The sequence below is a fragment of the Mycobacteroides chelonae CCUG 47445 genome, assembly GCF_001632805.1.
Classification (GTDB): Bacteria; Actinomycetota; Actinomycetes; order Mycobacteriales; family Mycobacteriaceae; genus Mycobacterium; species Mycobacterium chelonae.
The window spans coordinates 1,696,180-1,714,394 of sequence record NZ_CP007220.1; the positions used below are offsets into that span (position 1 = coordinate 1,696,180).

At 64.6% G+C, this 18,215-nt stretch carries 20 protein-coding genes and 2 tRNA genes; 13 read left to right on the forward strand and 9 right to left on the reverse strand.

Annotated elements, in window-relative coordinates; all coding sequences use genetic code 11:
• The first annotated feature begins 97 nt into the window (after positions 1 to 97).
• On the forward strand, positions 98 to 715 hold the full coding sequence (locus BB28_RS08360; RefSeq protein WP_030095094.1) for a mycothiol-dependent nitroreductase Rv2466c family protein: 618 nt from the start codon (positions 98 to 100) through the stop codon (positions 713 to 715).
• Here the strand turns inward: BB28_RS08360 and BB28_RS08365 are convergent.
• Positions 712 to 1,668: a M48 family metallopeptidase gene (locus BB28_RS08365; RefSeq protein WP_046253156.1), complete on the reverse strand. Its 957-nt coding sequence runs from the start codon at positions 1,666 to 1,668 to the stop codon at positions 712 to 714. The two genes, BB28_RS08360 and BB28_RS08365, sit on opposite strands and share 4 nt — an antisense overlap.
• 47 nt (positions 1,669 to 1,715) lie before the next feature.
• Between BB28_RS08365 and BB28_RS08370 the strand changes: the two genes are divergently transcribed.
• The 3 genes from BB28_RS08370 to BB28_RS08380 all read left to right on the forward strand — a co-directional run bounded on the left by BB28_RS08370 (position 1,716) and on the right by BB28_RS08380 (position 3,740).
• Positions 1,716 to 2,195 (forward strand): ribose-5-phosphate isomerase, encoded by a 480-nt coding sequence (locus tag BB28_RS08370; RefSeq protein ID WP_046253157.1) that lies wholly within the window; start codon positions 1,716 to 1,718, stop codon positions 2,193 to 2,195.
• Between the two features lie 6 nt (positions 2,196 to 2,201).
• Complete coding sequence (locus tag BB28_RS08375) at positions 2,202 to 2,999, forward strand: Fpg/Nei family DNA glycosylase (RefSeq protein WP_046253158.1); 798 nt, start codon at positions 2,202 to 2,204, stop codon at positions 2,997 to 2,999.
• 78 nt (positions 3,000 to 3,077) lie between these two features.
• Positions 3,078 to 3,740 (forward strand): TetR/AcrR family transcriptional regulator, encoded by a 663-nt coding sequence (locus BB28_RS08380; protein WP_046253159.1) that lies wholly within the window; start codon positions 3,078 to 3,080, stop codon positions 3,738 to 3,740.
• Between the two features lie 6 nt (positions 3,741 to 3,746).
• On the opposite strand, the gene BB28_RS08385 is transcribed toward BB28_RS08380, so the two are convergent.
• Both BB28_RS08385 and BB28_RS08390 read right to left on the reverse strand, forming a co-directional pair.
• Positions 3,747 to 4,625, reverse strand: a complete 879-nt coding sequence (locus BB28_RS08385; RefSeq protein ID WP_046255670.1) for a hypothetical protein — start codon at positions 4,623 to 4,625, stop codon at positions 3,747 to 3,749.
• A gap of 21 nt (positions 4,626 to 4,646) precedes the next feature.
• Positions 4,647 to 4,720 (reverse strand) — tRNA-Gly (locus tag BB28_RS08390).
• A gap of 142 nt (positions 4,721 to 4,862) precedes the next feature.
• On the opposite strand from BB28_RS08390, the gene BB28_RS08395 reads away from it, so the two are divergent.
• From BB28_RS08395 to BB28_RS08425, 7 genes are all read left to right on the forward strand, one after another.
• Positions 4,863 to 4,936, forward strand: a tRNA-Pro gene (locus BB28_RS08395).
• Between the two features lie 66 nt (positions 4,937 to 5,002).
• Positions 5,003 to 6,466, forward strand: a complete 1,464-nt coding sequence (gene tig / locus BB28_RS08400; protein ID WP_046253160.1) for a trigger factor — start codon at positions 5,003 to 5,005, stop codon at positions 6,464 to 6,466.
• A 153-nt stretch (positions 6,467 to 6,619) separates the two neighbouring features.
• Positions 6,620 to 7,213 (forward strand): ATP-dependent Clp protease proteolytic subunit, encoded by a 594-nt coding sequence (locus tag BB28_RS08405; RefSeq protein ID WP_005060147.1) that lies wholly within the window; start codon positions 6,620 to 6,622, stop codon positions 7,211 to 7,213.
• Entirely contained in the window at positions 7,210 to 7,863 is a 654-nt protein-coding gene (locus BB28_RS08410; protein ID WP_046253161.1) for an ATP-dependent Clp protease proteolytic subunit, read from the forward strand. Before BB28_RS08405 ends, BB28_RS08410 begins: the two co-directional genes overlap by 4 nt.
• A 242-nt stretch (positions 7,864 to 8,105) precedes the next feature.
• Positions 8,106 to 9,386, forward strand: coding sequence for an ATP-dependent Clp protease ATP-binding subunit ClpX (clpX, locus tag BB28_RS08415; RefSeq protein ID WP_030095103.1), 1,281 nt, complete (start codon positions 8,106 to 8,108; stop codon positions 9,384 to 9,386).
• Between the two features lie 18 nt (positions 9,387 to 9,404).
• Positions 9,405 to 10,016: a maleylpyruvate isomerase family mycothiol-dependent enzyme gene (locus tag BB28_RS08420; protein WP_046253162.1), complete on the forward strand. Its 612-nt coding sequence runs from the start codon at positions 9,405 to 9,407 to the stop codon at positions 10,014 to 10,016.
• A 20-nt stretch (positions 10,017 to 10,036) separates the two neighbouring features.
• Positions 10,037 to 10,576, forward strand: coding sequence for a GNAT family N-acetyltransferase (locus BB28_RS08425; RefSeq protein ID WP_046253163.1), 540 nt, complete (start codon positions 10,037 to 10,039; stop codon positions 10,574 to 10,576).
• 48 nt (positions 10,577 to 10,624) lie between these two features.
• On the opposite strand, the gene BB28_RS08430 is transcribed toward BB28_RS08425, so the two are convergent.
• The 3 genes from BB28_RS08430 to BB28_RS08440 are packed head-to-tail and all read right to left on the reverse strand — an operon-like array spanning position 10,625 to position 13,156.
• The gene (locus tag BB28_RS08430) at positions 10,625 to 10,855 is read right to left on the reverse strand and encodes a hypothetical protein (protein ID WP_046253164.1); all 231 of its coding nucleotides are present in this window, start codon (positions 10,853 to 10,855) and stop codon (positions 10,625 to 10,627) included.
• A gap of 10 nt (positions 10,856 to 10,865) precedes the next feature.
• On the reverse strand, positions 10,866 to 12,041 hold the full coding sequence (locus tag BB28_RS08435; RefSeq protein ID WP_046253165.1) for a fatty acid desaturase family protein: 1,176 nt from the start codon (positions 12,039 to 12,041) through the stop codon (positions 10,866 to 10,868).
• A gap of 23 nt (positions 12,042 to 12,064) precedes the next feature.
• Complete coding sequence (locus BB28_RS08440; RefSeq protein WP_046253166.1) at positions 12,065 to 13,156, reverse strand: ferredoxin reductase; 1,092 nt, start codon at positions 13,154 to 13,156, stop codon at positions 12,065 to 12,067.
• A 104-nt stretch (positions 13,157 to 13,260) separates the two neighbouring features.
• Here BB28_RS08440 and BB28_RS08445 point away from each other — a divergent pair, with 104 nt between their 5' ends.
• Positions 13,261 to 13,917, forward strand: coding sequence for a TetR family transcriptional regulator (locus BB28_RS08445; protein ID WP_046255671.1), 657 nt, complete (start codon positions 13,261 to 13,263; stop codon positions 13,915 to 13,917).
• Here the strand turns inward: BB28_RS08445 and BB28_RS25325 are convergent.
• Positions 13,914 to 14,090, reverse strand: coding sequence for a hypothetical protein (locus tag BB28_RS25325; RefSeq protein WP_046253167.1), 177 nt, complete (start codon positions 14,088 to 14,090; stop codon positions 13,914 to 13,916). The genes BB28_RS08445 and BB28_RS25325 overlap by 4 nt on opposite strands.
• A gap of 40 nt (positions 14,091 to 14,130) precedes the next feature.
• Between BB28_RS25325 and BB28_RS08450 the strand changes: the two genes are divergently transcribed.
• The gene (locus BB28_RS08450) at positions 14,131 to 14,817 is read left to right on the forward strand and encodes a guanylate cyclase (protein WP_191985266.1); all 687 of its coding nucleotides are present in this window, start codon (positions 14,131 to 14,133) and stop codon (positions 14,815 to 14,817) included.
• On the opposite strand, the gene fdhD is transcribed toward BB28_RS08450, so the two are convergent.
• The gene (fdhD, locus tag BB28_RS08455) at positions 14,814 to 15,635 is read right to left on the reverse strand and encodes a formate dehydrogenase accessory sulfurtransferase FdhD (RefSeq protein WP_046253169.1); all 822 of its coding nucleotides are present in this window, start codon (positions 15,633 to 15,635) and stop codon (positions 14,814 to 14,816) included. The genes BB28_RS08450 and fdhD overlap by 4 nt on opposite strands.
• The gene (locus BB28_RS08460) at positions 15,628 to 17,964 is read right to left on the reverse strand and encodes an FdhF/YdeP family oxidoreductase (protein WP_046253170.1); all 2,337 of its coding nucleotides are present in this window, start codon (positions 17,962 to 17,964) and stop codon (positions 15,628 to 15,630) included. The genes fdhD and BB28_RS08460 overlap by 8 nt, the downstream gene beginning before the upstream one ends.
• Positions 17,965 to 18,215 lie beyond the last annotated feature (251 nt).

Sequence of the window (18,215 nt, forward strand, 5' to 3'; positions counted from 1 at the left end):
AACGTAGCCGGTAGACGCGTCGGGAACACGGCGGCGGGAACGTGAGTTGGGACAAACTGGAGCTAACCCAGCCCGACTCACATCCGAAAGGCGCGCAATGTCTGCAGACAAGAAGGATCTCGCCGAGTTCTGGTTCGACCCGCTATGTCCGTGGTGCTGGATCACCTCGCGGTGGATCCTGGAGGTCCAGAAGGTTCGCGATATCGACGTGAAGTTCCGGGTGATGAGCCTGGCCGTCCTCAACGAGGGCCGCGAGGACCTGCCGGAGCGCTACCAGGAACTCATGAAGACGGCCTGGGGGCCGGTGCGGGTGGCTATCGCCGCCGAGCAGGCCAAGGGCCCGGAGATCCTCGAGCCGCTGTACACCGCGCTGGGTACCCGGATCCACAACCAGGACAACAAGGACCTCCCGGCGGTCATCGCCGAGTCCCTGGCCGAGGTGGGCCTGCCCGCCGAGCTGGCCGATGCGGCCGAGTCGACCGAGTACGACGCGGCGCTACGCGAAAGCCACCACGCCGGCATGGACAAGGTGGGCCCGGATGTGGGCACCCCGACGATCCACGTCAATGGTGTGGCCTTCTTCGGCCCGGTGATCTCCAAGATTCCGCGCGGCGAAGAGGCGGGGAAGCTTTGGGATGCGTCGGTGATCTTTGCCTCGTACCCGCACTTCTTCGAACTCAAGCGCACCCGCACCGAGCCACCGACGTTCGACTAGTAGCGCGGCGGCGGATTGTCGAAGGTGTACGCCTGCTGATGCGGCAGGTAGCCGTGCGGTATCGGCGGCGGGGCGGGCGGTAGCAGCGGCGGCACCGGAGGAATGGGAGTCGGCGGCAGCAGCTTGGGCCGGAAGAACAACGACCCGGCCTGCTGCCGATTCCGCAGCGCCGCCGCGCGCCAGGTGTGCACAGGGTGGCTGGAGAGCATGTTGACCAGCCAGACGAAGAACCCCGTCTCCAGGGTGGCGCGGTTGGCCAGCGTGTCGAACTCAACCCGCTTGAGCAGGTACTTACCGGCCGCCATGACGCCGATGGCCCCCTGAATTCCGGTGGGGCGCATGGCGTATCCGTGATTGTCGGCGGTGTACTCCATGGACCGCGACAGCGAGGTGCCCAGGAATGGGACGAAGTTCATCGCGGTCTGGGCGAACTGCCGCCAATAGGAGGCGTGCCCGGCGGCGATGTGGCCGACCTCGTGCCCGATGATGAAGGCCAGGGCCTCCGGATCACGCGCCTCGCCGCCGATCTCGAACAGGTCGCTGTAGACGACGACGAACCGGCGGAAGCCGTGGCCGCTGGCGAAGGCGTTGATCTGGCCGTTGCCCAGCACGACGTAAGCGTCGGGCAGCTCCTGCAGGCCGAAACGCTGCGCTGCCTCGACCACCAGCGCGTACCCCTCGGGGAACTGGGTCGAGGACATCTTCACGCCGTTCACCCGCTGCTGCCCGTAGAGAATGCCTCGACCCAGGTACAAGGTCAGGGGGGTGGCGGCCAACGCGACGATGATGATGTTCAGATCGGCGTTCTCGGGGTCGGCGAGATACCCGACGATGCTGAAAATCGCACCGATGTACAGCAGCACTGTGAACAGGATCACGACGACGAGCAACCCGATCTCCCACGGATGTCGGCGTGGGGGATAGGTGTACTGGGGCAGTCCGACCGGGTACATGCGCGCCACGGTAACCGACCGCAGGGCAACCTGACACAATCAGCGGCATGCGCGTCTATGTCGGAGCCGATCACGCCGGATACGAGTTGAAGCAGAAGATCATCGAGCATCTTCGTGGCCGCGGCCACGAGCCGGTGGACTGCGGTGCCTTTGAGCTGGACCCGCAGGACGACTACCCGGCGTTCTGCATCGATGCCGCACGGCGCACTGTCGCCGATCCGGGCAGCCTCGGCATCGTGCTGGGCGGTTCGGGTAACGGTGAGCAGATCGCGGCCAACAAAGTCCCGGGCGCGCGCTGTGCGCTGGCATGGAGCCTGGAGACGGCGGTGCTGGCCCGCGAGCACAACAACGCCCAACTGATCGGCATCGGCGGACGCATGCACACCGTGCCCGAGGCACTGGCCATCGTCGACGCGTTCCTTGCGGCCAAGTGGTCGGAGGAGCCGCGGCACCAGCGCCGCATCGACATCCTGGCCGAATACGAGACCACCCACGACGCGCCGCCGGTACCGGGCGCCGACACGTAAACGCCTGTGCCGGAGGGGCATACCCTGCACCGGCTGGCCCGGCTGCATCAGCGCCGGTTCGCCGGTTCGGTGGTGGCCGTCAGTAGTCCGCAAGGCCGATTCACCGAAGGAGCGGCCGCGGTCAACGGCCGCACCCTGGTGAAGGCCCATGCCTGGGGCAAGCATCTGTTCCACGATTACGGCCCGGCCGGTGTGGTGCATGTGCACCTGGGGCTGTATGGCACGTTCACCGAGCTGCCGGTGCCGATGGGTCTGCCGGTGGGGCAGGTGCGGATGCGCATCGAGGGCCCGCAGTTCGGCACCGATCTACGGGGCGCGACGGCGTGTGAGCTGATCGACGCACCACAGGTCGATGCCATCCTGGCGCGCCTAGGCCCCGACCCGCTGCGCCCCCGATCGGACCCGTCACCGGCCTTCGAGCGGATCGCTAAGTCGCACAGGCCAATCGGTGCACTGCTGATGGACCAGAAGATCATCGCCGGGGTCGGCAATGTGTACCGCAGCGAGGTGTTGTTCCGTCAGCGGATCGACCCGTACCGGCCCGGCAGCCACCTGCAATCCGAGGAACTCACCGCGTTGTGGGATGACCTTGTGGACCGCATGCGTGTCGGGCTGCGCGTCGGGAAGATCGTTGTCGTCGACCGCGAATACGACCATGGCGAGCCGTCGTACGCGCCGGACCGCCCGCGCACCTACGTGTATCGGCGCGCGGGTGCGCCATGCCGGGTGTGCGGCACGCCGATCCTCACCGCGGAGATGGACGCGCGAAACCTGTTCTGGTGTCCCTCATGTCAAATTGCGTGATGTCAGCCGCGGTGACGTGTCGAGTTGTAAGCTGCACTGAGTGGGACAGCGAGTACCAATAACCCGAAAGGGGAGCTCATGACGCGACCGGGTGCGCCATTGGGAAAGCTCATGGCGCGCGCGGTGCGCGGATTGGGTTCGCACCCCGAACCCGACGATATCGAGATCCGGTTGCTGGACGCCGCCATTGAAGTACTGGCTGAGCGAGGGACGCAGACGGCCACTATTGATGAGGTCGCACGGCGGGCGAAAGTGGGCCGCGCCACAGTATTTCGGCGGTTCTCCAGCAAGGATCAATTGTTCGAGCGAGCCCTTGCTCAGGAAATGCAGAAGTTCCTTGACGAGCTGCAGGAACGCGCGGGCGGTTTCGACGACATCGGTGAGCGGGTCGCCGAGGGGTTCGCGGTCTGCATCGAGGTTGTGAATCACCCTCTCCTGCGCGGTGATTCACTCGTCGCCAGGATGACGGCGATAGAAGCGATCACTCAGGGTGACCCCGCCCCCATCGAGCTGGCGCGCAACTATCTCGCCGCTCAGATCGACCAGATGCGGGCGGAAGGGCGTATTCCGCCGGGTGATTCCAGGCGGCAGGTCGACGTCTTGATTCATCTGGTGTTGGGGTACATGGCCTCGCCCGCGACAACGATCGACCTCGGCAACACCGAAGAGGTGCGTGCGCTGGCGCGCGAGACATTCGCGCCGATCCTGCTCGCGCCCAATGTGCCCGTTAACGCGCATTAGCGCGCACTAGAAGTCGCCGAAGTCCCCGCCGAAGTCGCCGCCGCCACCATCCCAACCGCCGCCGTCCCAGCCACCGCTGCCACCGCCCTGGTCCCAGCCTCCGCCGCTTTGGTCCCAGCTGGAACCACCCTGGTCCCAGCCGCCTTGATCGGCTCCGCCCGAACCCTGATCCCAACCGCCTTGATTTGCGCCGCCGTCGTTGCCGGCGTTCAGGCCGGCGTCATATCCGTCCGAATAGCCTTGGCCGAAACCGCTTTCGAAGCCGGAGGCGCCGTACCCAACGCCGTGCATGCCGGAGAAGAGCGAGTTGAACAACAGCGCCGAACCCACGCCCCAGGCGCCGGCGACGAGAGCGGACTTCCACCACGGTTCGGAATACCAGCCCGCGGGCACGGGACGCCCGGCGACGGTGCCGCCGGGGTAGTAGTTGGGAGTGCGGCCCGACGGCTCCGGGGAAGCCTCGATCTCGCGTCCCTCGAAGTTGATGCGCCGATCCTCACTGACGGACCCGGCCTTGCTCTGCCCGGCGGTGGAGGGAAGTTCAGGTCCGGGATCCATGCCCATGGCCAGGCGAGCCGCCCGCACGTAGTACAACCCCTCGATGGCGCTTTCCTTGGCCAGCGTCGCCTGCGCGGGCGTCCGGGCCTGCTCGATGGCCGAGGACGCCGCGGTGTAGCGCTCGGAGGCGTCGGCGAGTGCCTGCCGGGACGCGTCATCGTTCCCGCTCAGTCCCAGCACCTGACCGCCGAGGCGTTCGGTGAGGCGGCGGGCGTCTGCCTTGGCATCCTCGAGTTGGTCGCCACGGCGGCGACTCGATCCCTGTGTGTAGATGATCGCGCCGCCGACGATCACGCCGAGGAGAAGCAGGCCCAGGATGATTTCCATGGCACCTACGGTACTGATGTGTGGAGCGGGTGACGGGAATCGAACCCGCGTAGCTAGTTTGGAAGACTAGGGCTCTACCATTGAGCTACACCCGCATGCTTGCGAGGTTGTCCCGCACGCGTTGACGAATGTACAGCGCCGGGGCGGATCAAATCCAATTCATACCGTTGCATGTCGAGGCCGTAAGATCGCTTGGTCTCGTACGGAGTCTTGGACGAAGTATGGACGCAGGTCCGACGGGGTGTAGCGCAGCTTGGTAGCGCATCCGCTTTGGGAGCGGAGGGTCGCAGGTTCAAATCCTGTCACCCCGACAGCACGACAGCACGAAGAACCGCAGGTCACGACGATCTGCCGCGAACCATAAAGGAGCACTGCACGTGAAGAGCACCGTCGAAAAGCTGAGCCCGACCCGGGTTCGCATCAACGTCGAGGTTCCCTTCGCAGAGCTCGAACCAGATTTCTCAAAGGCCTACAAGGAGCTCGCCCAGCAGGTCCGCCTGCCCGGTTTCCGCCCCGGCAAGGCCCCCGCGAAGCTGCTCGAGGCGCGCGTCGGTCGCGCCGCGGTGTTGGAGCAGGTCGTCAACTCCGCCCTCCCGGGCCGGTACAGCGAGGCCGTCACCGCCTCCGACGTCAAGCCGCTCGGACAGCCGGAGATTGAGGTCACCAAGATCGAGGACGGCCAGGAGCTGACCTTCACCGCCGAGGTGGACGTGCGCCCCGAGATCGAGCTGCCCGACCTGAGCACCGTCGCGGTCACGGTCGAGCCCGTCACCGTTGAGGACACCGAGGTCGACGCCGAGCTGGAAGCGCTCCGCGCGCGGTTCGGAACCCTCAAGGGTGTCGAGCGTGCCGCCGAGAACGGCGACTTCGTCTCGATCGACCTGTCGGCCACCGTGGACGGCAAGGAGGTCGAGGAGGCCTCGACCACTGGCCTGTCTCATGAGATCGGCTCCGGACAGCTGATCGACGGCCTCGACGAGGCCATCATCGGTCTGAAGGCCGGCGAGGAGAAGGTGTTCACCACCAAGCTGGCTGCCGGTGAATTCGCCGGACAGGACGCCGAGGTCACCGTCAAGGTCGGCTCCGTCAAGGAGCGCGAGCTTCCCGCAGCTGACGACGATTTCGCCCAGCTGGCAAGCGAATTCGACACCATCGGCGAGCTCAAGGAGAGCCTCACCGAGCAGGTGAAGGGTCGCAAGCGCATCGCGCAGGCCGACGAGATCCGCGATGAGACCATCACCGCGCTGCTCGAGAAGATCGAGATTCCGGTCCCCGAGAAGATCCTCGAGGAGCAGATCGGCAACAGCCTGCATGAGGCTGTCCACGGCCTCGACCACAACGAGGACAAGCTCAACGAACTGCTGGAAGAGCAGGGCACCTCGCGCGAAGAGTTCGACAAGGACATGCGCGAGTCCGCCACCAAGTCGATCAAGACCGAGCTGCTGCTCGACGTGATCGCCGACAAGTTCGACATCAACGTCGACCAGCAGGACCTCACCGAGCGCCTGGTCCTGATGTCGCGTCAGTACGGCATCGAGCCGCAGCAGCTGATCCAGTACCTCACCCAGCAGCAGCAGCTGCCCGGACTGTACGTCGACGTGCGCCGCGGTAAGGCCATCGCCGAGGTCATCCGTCAGGCCAAGGTGACCGACTCCACCGGTGCCAACGTGGACGTTGACGCCGTCCTGGGGCCGCGCCGGGGTGGGGCCGAAGAGGCCGGTGCCGAGGCTGGCGCCGCCGAAGACAAGCCAGCCAAGGCCAAGAAGAGCAAGGACGAGGACAAGTCCGAGAAGGCCGAGAAGAAGGCCAAGAAGAAGAGCAAGGACGACGAGGCCGAGTAGTACGCGTCACGCTCTGAGCGAACTCGCCCGTGGCGGGGAGTGCACAGCACCCGATGTTGGTTAATGTCGGCAGTACGCAAAGTGGTTCTCAAGATTGTTTTCTTAAGTGGAATCCCGAAGAGCTAGACGAAGGCAGGTTGCACAGTGACTGAAATGCGTTCGGCGACAGCCGGGCTCAACCTGATCGACTCGGTGTATGAGCGTCTGCTCTCCGAGCGCATCATTTTCCTGGGCCAGCAGGTGGACGACGACATCGCCAACAAGCTGTGCGCGCAGATTCTGCTGCTGACAGCCGAGGACCCCACCAAGGACATCCACCTGTACATCAACTCCCCGGGCGGGTCGATCAGCGCGGGTATGGCGATCTTCGACACCATGCAGCTCTCGGAGTGCGATATCGCGACCTACGCGATGGGTATGGCCGCGTCCATGGGCGAGTTCTTGCTGGCCGCCGGCACCAAGGGCAAGCGCCACGCCCTGCCGCACGCCCGCATCCTGATGCACCAGCCCCTCGGTGGTGTGACCGGAAGCGCCTCGGACATCGCCATCCAGGCCGAGCAGTTCCAGGTCATCAAGAAGGAAATGTTCCGGCTTAATGCCGAGTTCACCGGCAAGAGCATCGAGCAGATCGAACAGGACTCCGACCGCGACCGCTGGTTCACCGCCCCGGAGGCACTCGAATACGGGTTCGTGGACAAGATCATCACCCGCGGCAATCTCAACGGCAGCAAGGGAGCCTCCAAGTGATCTCGAAGCACCTCAACCCGGAACTGGCTCCGCAGGCCCGCTACATCCTGCCCTCGTTCATCGAGCACTCGAGCTTCGGTGTCAAGGAGTCGAACCCCTACAACAAGCTGTTCGAGGAGCGCATCATCTTCCTCGGCGTGCAGGTGGACGACGCCTCGGCCAACGACATCATGGCTCAGCTGCTGGTGCTGGAGTCGCTGGATCCCGACCGTGAGATCACCATGTACATCAACTCCCCGGGTGGTTCGTTCACCTCGTTGATGGCGATCTACGACACCATGCAGTACGTCCGCTCCGACATCCGCACAGTGGTGCTGGGCCAGGCCGCCTCGGCCGCCGCGGTGCTGCTCGCCGCCGGTACCCCCGGCAAGCGGATGGCGCTGCCGAACGCGCGTGTCCTCATCCATCAGCCCGCGCTGTCCGGTGTGATCCAGGGTCAGTTCACCGACCTGGAGATCCAGGCCAAGGAGATCGAGCGCATGCGGGTGCTGCAGGAGACGACCCTGTCCCGGCACACCGGTAAGGATGCCGAGATCATCCGTAAGGACACCGACCGCGACAAGATCTTCACGGCCGAGGAGGCCAAGGAGTACGGGATCATCGACGTCGTCCTGGAGTACCGCAAGCTCTCCGCGCAGGCAGCTTCCTAGCTGCCTGCCGGCGGGCTCGGATAACAGTTGCAACACACCGGTCTCGGGTGCGCGTCATCGGCGGCTTCGGTCGGTGCGAGGCGATATGTTCTCCAGCACGGCAGGGTGTAAATGCCGTCGGTGCTATTCGGTTTATCGGTCGCGGGGTGTCCGGTATAGCGGGTAGCGTCGGGACCAACAGGTCAGAGGACGTGCTGACACCACGATCCACCACCATGTGACAGGAAGTAGGACTGGCCACCATGGCACGTATCGGAGACGGCGGCGACCTGCTGAAATGCTCGTTCTGCGGAAAGAGCCAGAAGCAGGTCAAGAAGCTCATCGCCGGCCCCGGCGTGTACATCTGCGATGAATGCATCGACCTCTGCAACGAGATCATCGAAGAGGAACTGGCCGACGCCGACGACGTCAAGCTCGATGAGCTGCCCAAGCCCGCCGAGATCCGTGAGTTCCTGGAGAACTACGTCATCGGCCAGGACACCGCGAAGAAGACACTGGCTGTCGCCGTCTACAACCACTACAAGCGCATCCAGGCCGGAGATAAGGCCCGCGACGCCCGTGGTGAGACCGTTGAGCTGGCCAAATCCAACATCTTGATGCTGGGCCCCACCGGTTGCGGCAAGACCTACCTGGCCCAGACGCTGGCCAAGATGCTCAACGTGCCCTTCGCCATCGCCGACGCCACCGCACTCACCGAGGCCGGTTACGTGGGCGAGGATGTCGAGAACATTCTCCTCAAGCTGATTCAGGCCGCCGACTACGACGTGAAGCGTGCCGAGACCGGCATCATCTACATCGACGAGGTCGACAAGATCGCCCGCAAGAGCGAAAACCCGTCGATCACCCGCGACGTCTCCGGTGAGGGCGTGCAGCAGGCGCTGCTGAAGATCCTGGAAGGCACGCAGGCTTCGGTGCCCCCGCAGGGCGGCCGTAAGCATCCGCATCAGGAGTTCATCCAGATCGACACCACCAACGTGCTGTTCATCGTCGCCGGCGCCTTCGCGGGCCTGGAGAAGATCGTGTCGGACCGCGTCGGCAAGCGCGGCCTGGGCTTTGGTGCCGAGGTCAAGTCGAAGGCCGATATCGACACCACCGACCACTTCGCCGAAGTCATGCCCGAGGATCTGATCAAGTTCGGGCTGATCCCCGAGTTCATCGGTCGTCTGCCGATCGTCGCCTCGGTGACCAACTTGGACCGCGAATCGCTCATCACGATCCTGTCCGAGCCGAAGAACGCGTTGGTGAAGCAATACACCCGCCTCTTCGACATGGACGGCGTTGAGCTGGAATTCAGCCAGGATGCGCTGGAAGCCATCGCCGATCAGGCCATCCACCGTGGCACCGGCGCTCGCGGTCTGCGCGCCATCATGGAAGAAGTGCTGCAGCCGGTGATGTACGACATCCCCAGCCGCGACGATGTCGCCAAGGTTGTCGTGACCGGGGAGACCGTCATCGACAACGTGCTGCCGACGATCGTGCCGCGCAAGCCCTCACGTGCCGAACGGCGCGATAAGTCCGCGTAGTTCGCCGTGCTGAGCGCCATGGAGCTGGCGCGGGCCGAACGTATCGACCTCGCCGATTTCCTTGCGGGTCTAACCCCCGAACAGTGGGATGCGCCGTCGCTGTGTACCCAGTGGCGGGTGCGCGATGTGGTGACACACATGATCGGGTACGAGGACCTCAACCGGGCAGCGTTCTACTCGCGGGTGGCCAAGGCGGGTTTCAACCCGAATAAGGCCAACGCGAATCGTGTTGCCGAATTGGCTGGACGGACCCCCGAGCAGCTGCTGGAAATGGTTCGGGCGGCGGAAGTGCCGGGAGCGTTGACATCGGGATTCGGCGGCCGGATTGCCTTGCTGGACGGCATCGTCCATCAACAGGACATCCGTCGCCCACTGGGGCTCCCGCGCGACATTCCGGGGGAGCGGATGCGCGTCGCCATGGATTTCGCGCGCTGGGCACCCCCGATCCGGGGCGCGTTGCGCGCCCGCGGTGTGCGGCTCGTGGCTACCGACCTCGACTGGTCACGCGGCAGCGGGCCCGAGGTCACCGGCCCTGCCGAGGCGCTGCTGATGGCGATGGCCGCGCGACCCTGCGCGCTTGCGGATCTCGAAGGCCCGGGTAAATCGACCCTGGCGCAACATATTTCGTAAACCCTCGTAAGCTGGTAGTGATGTCCACCGAGTTCATGAGCCAGCCGACGCTGGAGGGGCCAACGCTCACCCTGCGTCCATTGGCAGACGACGACCTTGAGCCGCTGTACCGTGCCGCCAGCGATCCGCTCATTTGGGCGCAGCATCCGAGCTCGGACCGTCACCAGCGGCCGGTTTTCGAGAAATGGTTTGTGGACGCCCTCGCCGCAAAATCGCTTGTCATCATCGATCACTCCACCGGGGAGATGATCGGCTCATCCCGTTTTTACGAGTGGGACGCAGACAAGCGCGAGGTCGCGATCGGGTACACGTTCCTCACGCGCGAATACTGGGGCGGCACGGTGAACGCTGAGCTCAAGACGCTCATGCTGGACTACGCGTTCATCAACGCCGACCTGGTGTGGTTCCACGTGGCTGCCGACAATCTGCGGTCGCAGAAGGCGCTCGCCAAGATCGGCGCGCACGAGCATCACCGTCAGAAGCGTGAGATCAACGGCGCGCTGGAGGATTACGTGTACTTCACCATTACCGCCGCCGACTGGCGAGATGCCTCCGACTGAGCGCGACGTCCACTGCGGAGCGGAACGTCGCGCTCGGCCGATGACCGATCAGTGCGGAGCCGGATCCTCGTCGACGTCCACGGCGTCCCGAGACTGATCCTGCTCGGCGCGCTTGGCCGCCTCGCGCATCTCGAAGGCGTCCGTGGCGATCTCGCCGATCTGCCGGGTGACATCGACCACCGCGTTGGTGATGATCTTGGCGATCTCGCCGACGTGCTCGGCGGTTGACGACACGACCTCTTGGGCCAGGTCCTTGTTGCGTTCGAACTTGCTCACCACGTCACCTAACTTACGCGTCGACCAGCTCACCGCGCTCGTTGACGACCACGACCTCGGGTTCGGCGGCCGGTTCCTTGCGCTTGTCCCGCTCGATGTGCACGACGAGCTCCTCGTCGTCACGGAACCAGCCGTTCGGCAAGGACAGGCGAGCGATCTTCTTCCAGGTGGACGAGAGCTGGGCGAAGAGGCCCCCCGTGTTGTAGGGCAGGCCGTACTTCTGGCACAGCTCGCGCACCTCGGTGGCCATCTCCGGATAGCGATTGGCCGGCAGATCCGGGAACAGGTGATGCTCGATCTGGTGGGACAGGTTGCCGCTCATGATGTGAAACAGCCTGCTGCCCTCGATGTTCGCCGAACCGAGCAGCTGCCGGATGTACCACTCGCCACGCGTCTCGTTGGCGGTCTCCTCCTTGGAGAAGGTCTGGGTGCCGGACGGGAAATGCCCGCAGAAGATGATCGAGAACGTCCACACGTTGCGCACGAAGTTGGCGGACAAGTTGCCCAGGAAGGTGATCGGAAACAGCGGGCCGGTCAGCGCCGGGAAGATCACGTAGTCCTTGAGAACCTGCTTACTGGCCTTGCGCCACATGCCTTTGATCAGCGGCTTGAGGTCGTACCATTTGCGCTTGCCCCTCACGATGTTCTCGGCCTCAAGCTCGTGCACCATGACGCCCCACTCGAAGAGCACCATCAGGGCGGTCGCCCAGGCCAGGTTGCCCAGGTAGTAGGGGTTCCACTTCTGCTCGGGCGCCATCCGCAGGATGCCGTAACCCACGTCGCGGTCCATGTCGACGATGTTGGTGTAGGTGTGGTGCATGTAGTTGTGCGAGTGCCGCCACTGGTCGGCGGGGCACACGGTGTCCCATTCGAACTCGCGTGAGTTAAGGCCCTTTTCGCGCATCCAGTCGTACTGGCCGTGCATGACGTTGTGGCCGATCTCCATGTTGTCGAGGATCTTCGAGACGGACAGCGCGCCCACCGCGGCGAGCCACACGGGTGGGATGAACCCCAGGTACATCAGGGCGCGTCCGGCGGCCTCGCAGCCGCGTTGTGTCTTGATGATCGAGTAGATGTACTCGCGATCGCGCTCGCCCAGATCGGCGACAATGCGGTCGCGCAATTCATCGAGATCCTTGCCCAGCGCCTCGATATCCGATGCGCTGATGGTGATTTCGTTGCTTGGCATCTGGCTGCTTTCCTTGGGTCTGTTTAGAGGTTGATCGAGACGTCACCGACGGGGGCGGTGATGCAGAGCTGGATGTGCTGATCGGGGTCGTCGTTCTCATCGCCCGTGCGCAGGTTCCGGGTGCACCCGGATGTCTTGACCGCCGTGCAGGCGAAGCAGATTCCCATCCGGCAGCCGAATTCGGGCCGCAGTCCGGCGGCCTCGGCCTGTTCGAGGATCGGCCTGCCGTCGTTGTCGGCGGTGATGTCGGAGGTGGCGAATCGCAGCACGCCTCCGGCCTCCCCGGTGGTGCTCGACGTGGTGACATAGAACTCTTCGGTGTGCAGACGGTCGGAGAGTCCACGCTCGGCGTACAGCGTGCTCACCGCGTCGTGCAGCGAGGGCGGCCCGCACAGGAACGTCTGAGCGTCCGCGCTCCAGGGCGCGAGCGCATCGAGCTGCTCGGCGCTGAAGTGCCGCCCGCCGTCACGGGTGTACACCGTGTGCACCGTTACCGATGGCACCTCGCCGAGAGCGGTGAGCTCGCGTGCGTAGGCATTGTCCGCGGCTGTCGGCGCGTAGTAGAGCACTGCGAGTTGCCCGGGGTATCCATTGCCGATGAGAGTTCTCGCCATTGAGAGAACAGGTGTAATCCCACTACCGGCCGCGATCAGAACTGTCCGAATGGGGCGCGGCGAGGGGAGGACGAACGTGCCGGCGGCCGGGGTGATGCTGTACACGTCACCCACCGCGGCGTGCTTGTACAGGTAGTTCGACACCAGCCCTTCGGGCCTGCGGGCAATGGTCAGCTCGATGAGGTCGCGGGCGTCGTCGGCGCCGGACGGTGAGAAGCAGCGGACGTGGCGCACGCCATCGATCACGACGCCCAGCTGTACGAACTGACCTGCGCGAAAGCCCTTGAACTGGTGGGTTGTGCGCAAGGTCAAGGTCACCGATCGGGTAGTGCGGCGCTGCACGCGAACGACGCGGGCGCGAGCCTCTTCCCAGGTGATCATCGGGTCGACCAGCTCGAGATACCGGTCGACGGCGTGGGGGGTGAGGGCGGCGGTCAACAACCGGCCCAGTGACGACTCGGGAGTGAGGATGCGTCGGGTGGCTTTAGTTAGAAATGTCATTCGAACTCCCTCCGTTAGGTTAACGAATGTACACTGAAATTGTGAACCAACATGCCCACACTGAGTCAAGCCGTAATCACCGTGTCGGTCATCACAGCGATACAGTGATCGCCATGACCAGTCGTCGAGAGCGGAGCTCGCATGCGGGCGCCTCCGCGCGACGTGACACGGTTCGCGGTGAGCAGAAACTGCGCACCCGCACCGCATTGATGGAAGCCGCTCTCGAGCTTTCACGCACCCAGGCGTTCTCGGGACTGAGCCTGCGCGACGTCGCCCGGGGCGCAGGAATCTCGCCGACGGCCTTCTACCGGCACTTCGCGTCCCTGGATGACCTGGGTGTCGCGCTGGCCGAAGAGGGAATGCGTATCGCCCGGGGGATCGCCCGGGAGATACGTCGACGCGAACCGGCGACGTTGGCCGAAGCCATGCGCATCCTTGCCGAGCAGGTACAGGAAAACCCTGATCAGCTGCGGTTTGTCGTCACCGAGCGGTACACCGCACCCACCGAGGTGCGAAGGGCCGTGAACATCGAGATGCGGCTGCTCGCCGGCGAGCTGGCAATCGACCTGGCGCGTCGCGAAAAGATGCGACTCTGGGATTCCGCCGATCTCACGACGGCGGCCAGCCTGCTGCTATCGATCGGCGCCAACGCGGTAGCCGAGTTGGTACAGCCCGACGCCGACACCAACGATGTCGTCGACAGTGCCACCAGCGCCCTGACCATGGCCTTCGTCGGCCTGCAGAATTGGCGCTCCAGTTAGTGTGAGGACTCGCTAGCCCCCGCGCCCGATTCACCGAGTCGCTGATGCAACCGGTCGCGGATCTCATCGACCGTGTACGCCTCGCGTTTGCGTTGATCGCGGGCGACCAGCACGCCTCCTGCTGCCACCCCGACAGCCCCGGCGAGCCCGAGCCACTTCCACATGTTGGCCATCGCTCCAGGCTACGGTGCGGGAATGAGTGAGATAGGTGCCGTGTCGATCGACGAGGCGCTCGATGCGACGCGGACGGGCGACATCTGGGTGTTCCGTGGACGGTCGGGTCCCGATCGCCTCATCCAGACCTTGTCGAACAGCCCGGTCAACCACGTCGGTATGACGGTGGCCATCGATGATCTGCCGCCGCTGATGTGGCATGCCGAACTCGGTAACAAGCTCACCGATGTGTGGACCGGCGATAACCATCGGGGGGTGCAACTGCACGATGCGCGTCAGGCGATCGAGCGATGGGCGCACGTGTATGGACAGCGGTGCTGGCTGCGGCAGCTGAGCCCGCGGATAACCCGTGAGCAGGAAGACATCGCATTGCGCGTGGTGGCCCGGATGGACGGGACGCCGTTTCCGGCCACCGCACGGCTGACCGGTCGCTGGATGCGCGGCCGGCTTCCCACGGTCAGCGATCTCACGCGAGGACTTCCCTTCGTGCACAAGAAGGTTCGCGAGGTGGCCGAGCGGGACATCACGAAGAAACGGCAAGCCGGGCTGGAGACGGCGTTCTGCGCCGAGACGGTGGCGATCACTCTCGAGGAGATGGGGTTGCTCATCACCGAGAAGCGCTCGAACTACTTCGATCCGGGATCGTTCTGGAGCGGAGATGACCTACCGCTGGCGCCGGGCTACTCGCTGGGCAGGGAGATCGCCGTCGAGGTGCCGGAGGCTTAGAGCACCCGATCCGCCCGGGTGTAGACGTTCATGCTGTCCTCACGCAGGAACGCCACCAGCGTCATCCCGGATTGCGCCGCGAGATCCACAGCCAACGACGACGGCGCCGACACCGCGGCCAGGATGGGAATGCCCGCCATGGTGGCCTTCTGGGCGAGTTCGAAGGAGGCCCGCCCGCTGACCAACAGTGCGGTCCCGGTGAGCGGCACCCTGCTGTTTTCGAGTGCCCACCCGATGACCTTGTCCACCGCGTTATGCCGTCCGATGTCCTCGCGGACCACCAACATGGTGCCGTCCGTGGTGAACAGGGCCGCGGCATGCAGCCCGCCGGTGGTTGCGAAAACCTTTTGCGCCGAGCGAAGTTTGTCGGGCAGGCCCACCAGCGTGGTCGATTCGATGGTGGACGGGTCGTCGCCGGGGGAGAAGCGGCTGATGGTGCGCACCGCCTCCAGCGATCCCTTGCCGCAGACACCACAGGACGAGGTGGTGTAGAAGTTTCTCGTCACCGCCGGGTCGGGGGCGGGAACGCCGGGGGCGAGGGCCACATCCAGGACGTTGTAGGTGTTCAGGCCGTCGGGCCCTTCGCCCTGGCAGTAGCGCACGGTCAGCAGATCGTCGCGGCCGGTGATGACCCCCTCGGTGAGCAGGAATCCCTGGGTGAGTTCGACATCCGATCCAGGGGTGCGCATGGTGACGGCTACTGGCTGCCCATTGACCCGGATCTCCAAGGGCTCCTCGACGACGAGAGTCTCGCTGCGCTCGCCCCGTCCGACCCCGTCGATGCGGCGTATCTTGCGCCTGTCGGTGACCCTACCCACGAGCCACCAGACGGATTACGACGGCCTTCGACACCGGAGTGTTGGACCGTTCTGCAACATGGTCCAGGGGCACAAGTGGATTGGTCTCTGGATAGTAGGCGGCGGCGTTACCGCGCGGGGTGGAGTACGGCACCACCAGAAAGTCCTCGGCGCGCCGCTCCTCGAGCACTCCGTCGGCGCCCGGGTATTCGGACACCAAATCAACTCGCGCACCCTCGGATAACCCAAATGCCGCAAGGTCTTCGGGATTGACGAAGACGACCCGGCGGCCGCCCTTGACGCCACGGTAGCGGTCGTCGAGGCCGTAGATAGTGGTGTTGTACTGGTCATGGCTGCGCAGTGTCTGCAGCACCAGTCGGCCTGCCGGTACCGGCACCCACTCCAGCGGTGCCGCAGAGAAATTGGCCTTACCGGTGTGGGTGGGGAATTGGCGATCGTCGCGCGGCGGATGCGGCAAGGCGAACCCATCCGGTTGACGGACTTTGGTGTTGTAGTCGGCGCATCCGGGTACTACCCGCGAGATGGCATCGCGGACGGTGTCGTAGTCGTCGACAAACCTTTCCCATGGCACGGGGTGTTCCGGTCCCAGGACGATGCGCGCCAGTTGACAGACGATGGCGACCTCGCTGCGTAGCACGGGGCTCGGTGGATGCAGACTGCCACGCGAGAGGTGCACTATGGACATCGAATCTTCCACGGAGACAAGTTGTTTACCCGACTCTTGGATGTCTCGATCGGTGCGTCCGAGGGTGGGCAAGATCAGCGCGGTGCGCCCATTCACCAGATGGCTGCGATTGAGCTTGGTGGAGATCTGCACCGTCAGTGCGCAATTGCGTAGCGCGGCCTCGGTGACGGCGGTGTCGGGGGTGGCAGAGGCGAAATTGCCACCCATGCCGATGAAGACCGAGGCCTTGCCGTCCCGCATGGCGCGGATCGCATCTACCGTATCGAACCCGTGCTTCCGGGGAGTCTCGATGCCGAACTCGGAATCCAGTGCGGCTAGGAAGGATTCGGGCATTTTCTCCCAGATGCCCATGGTGCGGTCACCCTGAACGTTCGAGTGACCGCGCACCGGGCACACCCCGGCCCCCGGCTTGCCGATCATGCCGCGCATGAGTAGCAGGTTGGTCGCCTCACCGATGGTGGCGACCGCATGCCGGTGCTGGGTCAGGCCCATGGCCCAGCAGAAGATGGTGCGCTGTGATTCGGCCAGGAGTGTGGCAACCCTGGTCAGCTGCTCCATGTCGATACCCGTTGCCTGCGTGACGGTGTCCCAATCAACCGCCCGTGTCCGCGCGGCCCATTCCTCGTATCCTGCGCAGTGATCGTCGATGAATTGCCGGTCGACGATGCTGCCGGGGTTCGCGTCGTCGGCCTCCAGCAGCAGTCTGCCGAGCCCTGCGAAGAGCGCCATGTCGCCGCCGAGCCGGATCTGTACGAACTCGTCGGCGATGGCCACACCGTGCCCGACCACGCCGTTGACCTTCTGCGGGTCCTTGAACCGGAGCAGTCCGGCCTCGGGGAGTGGGTTGACGGCAATGATCTTGGCGCCGTTGGCCTTTGCCTTCTCAAGTACCGAAAGCATGCGCGGATGGTTAGTGCCGGGGTTTTGGCCGGCGATGAGAATGACGTCCGCGTGCTCGATATCGGGTACCGACACCGAGCCCTTGCCGATTCCGATCGAGTCCGTCAGCGCGGTGCCCGAAGACTCGTGGCACATGTTGGAACAGTCGGGCAGGTTGTTGGTGCCCAGGCTGCGGACCAGCAGCTGGTAGCAGAACGCGGCTTCATTACTGGTGCGCCCTGAGGTGTAGAAAACCAGCCGGTCCGGATCGGCGGCCGCCCTGATCTCATCGGCGATGAGCGCGTACGCGTCGTCCCACTCAATGGGCCGGTAATGCGATTCGCCGGGGCGCAGCACCATGGGGTGGGTGAGACGACCTTGTTGGCTGAGCCAGTACTCGGGTAGTTCGCGGAGTTCCTCCACCGAGTGCTGGGCGAAAAATGCAGGGGTGACCGTGCGTTTGGTGGCCTCTTCGGCGACTGCCTTGGCGCCGTTCTCACAGAACTCGGCAAGTTTGCGGTGCCCCGGGGTTTCAGGCCAGGCGCATCCGGGACAGTCAAAGCCGTGGCGTTGATTCAGTTTGGACAGCGTTGCGGCGGTGCGCAATGGACCCATCTGTTCGAGGCCGCGTTGCAGGGAAACGCCGACAGCGGTCATTCCCGCGGCGACGTCCTTCGCGCCGGTGACGGCGATATCGGGTTCGCCGATCTCGCCCGGCCCGACTTCCTCGTGGTGGCCAACCGTCGGTATCCGGTGCCCGGTCATGCTTCTCATTCTGGACCTGTTGTCGAGCCGGGGTGTCACACCCTTGGATGGCCGGCCCGCGGTGACGGCACCACGAGGCAACCAAGCAGATGCTTGGCCTCTCCCTGTGATTTGCCTCACGTCTACTGGCGGGTAGTGAGGCAACGGCACAGGCCAGGCGGCAGGGCAGAACTCGACAGGTGTCAAGTTCTGTGCCTGCCGGTATGCCCTCGTCAAGGTCAACGGTATGAAAGTGCAATAATCGGTACCGA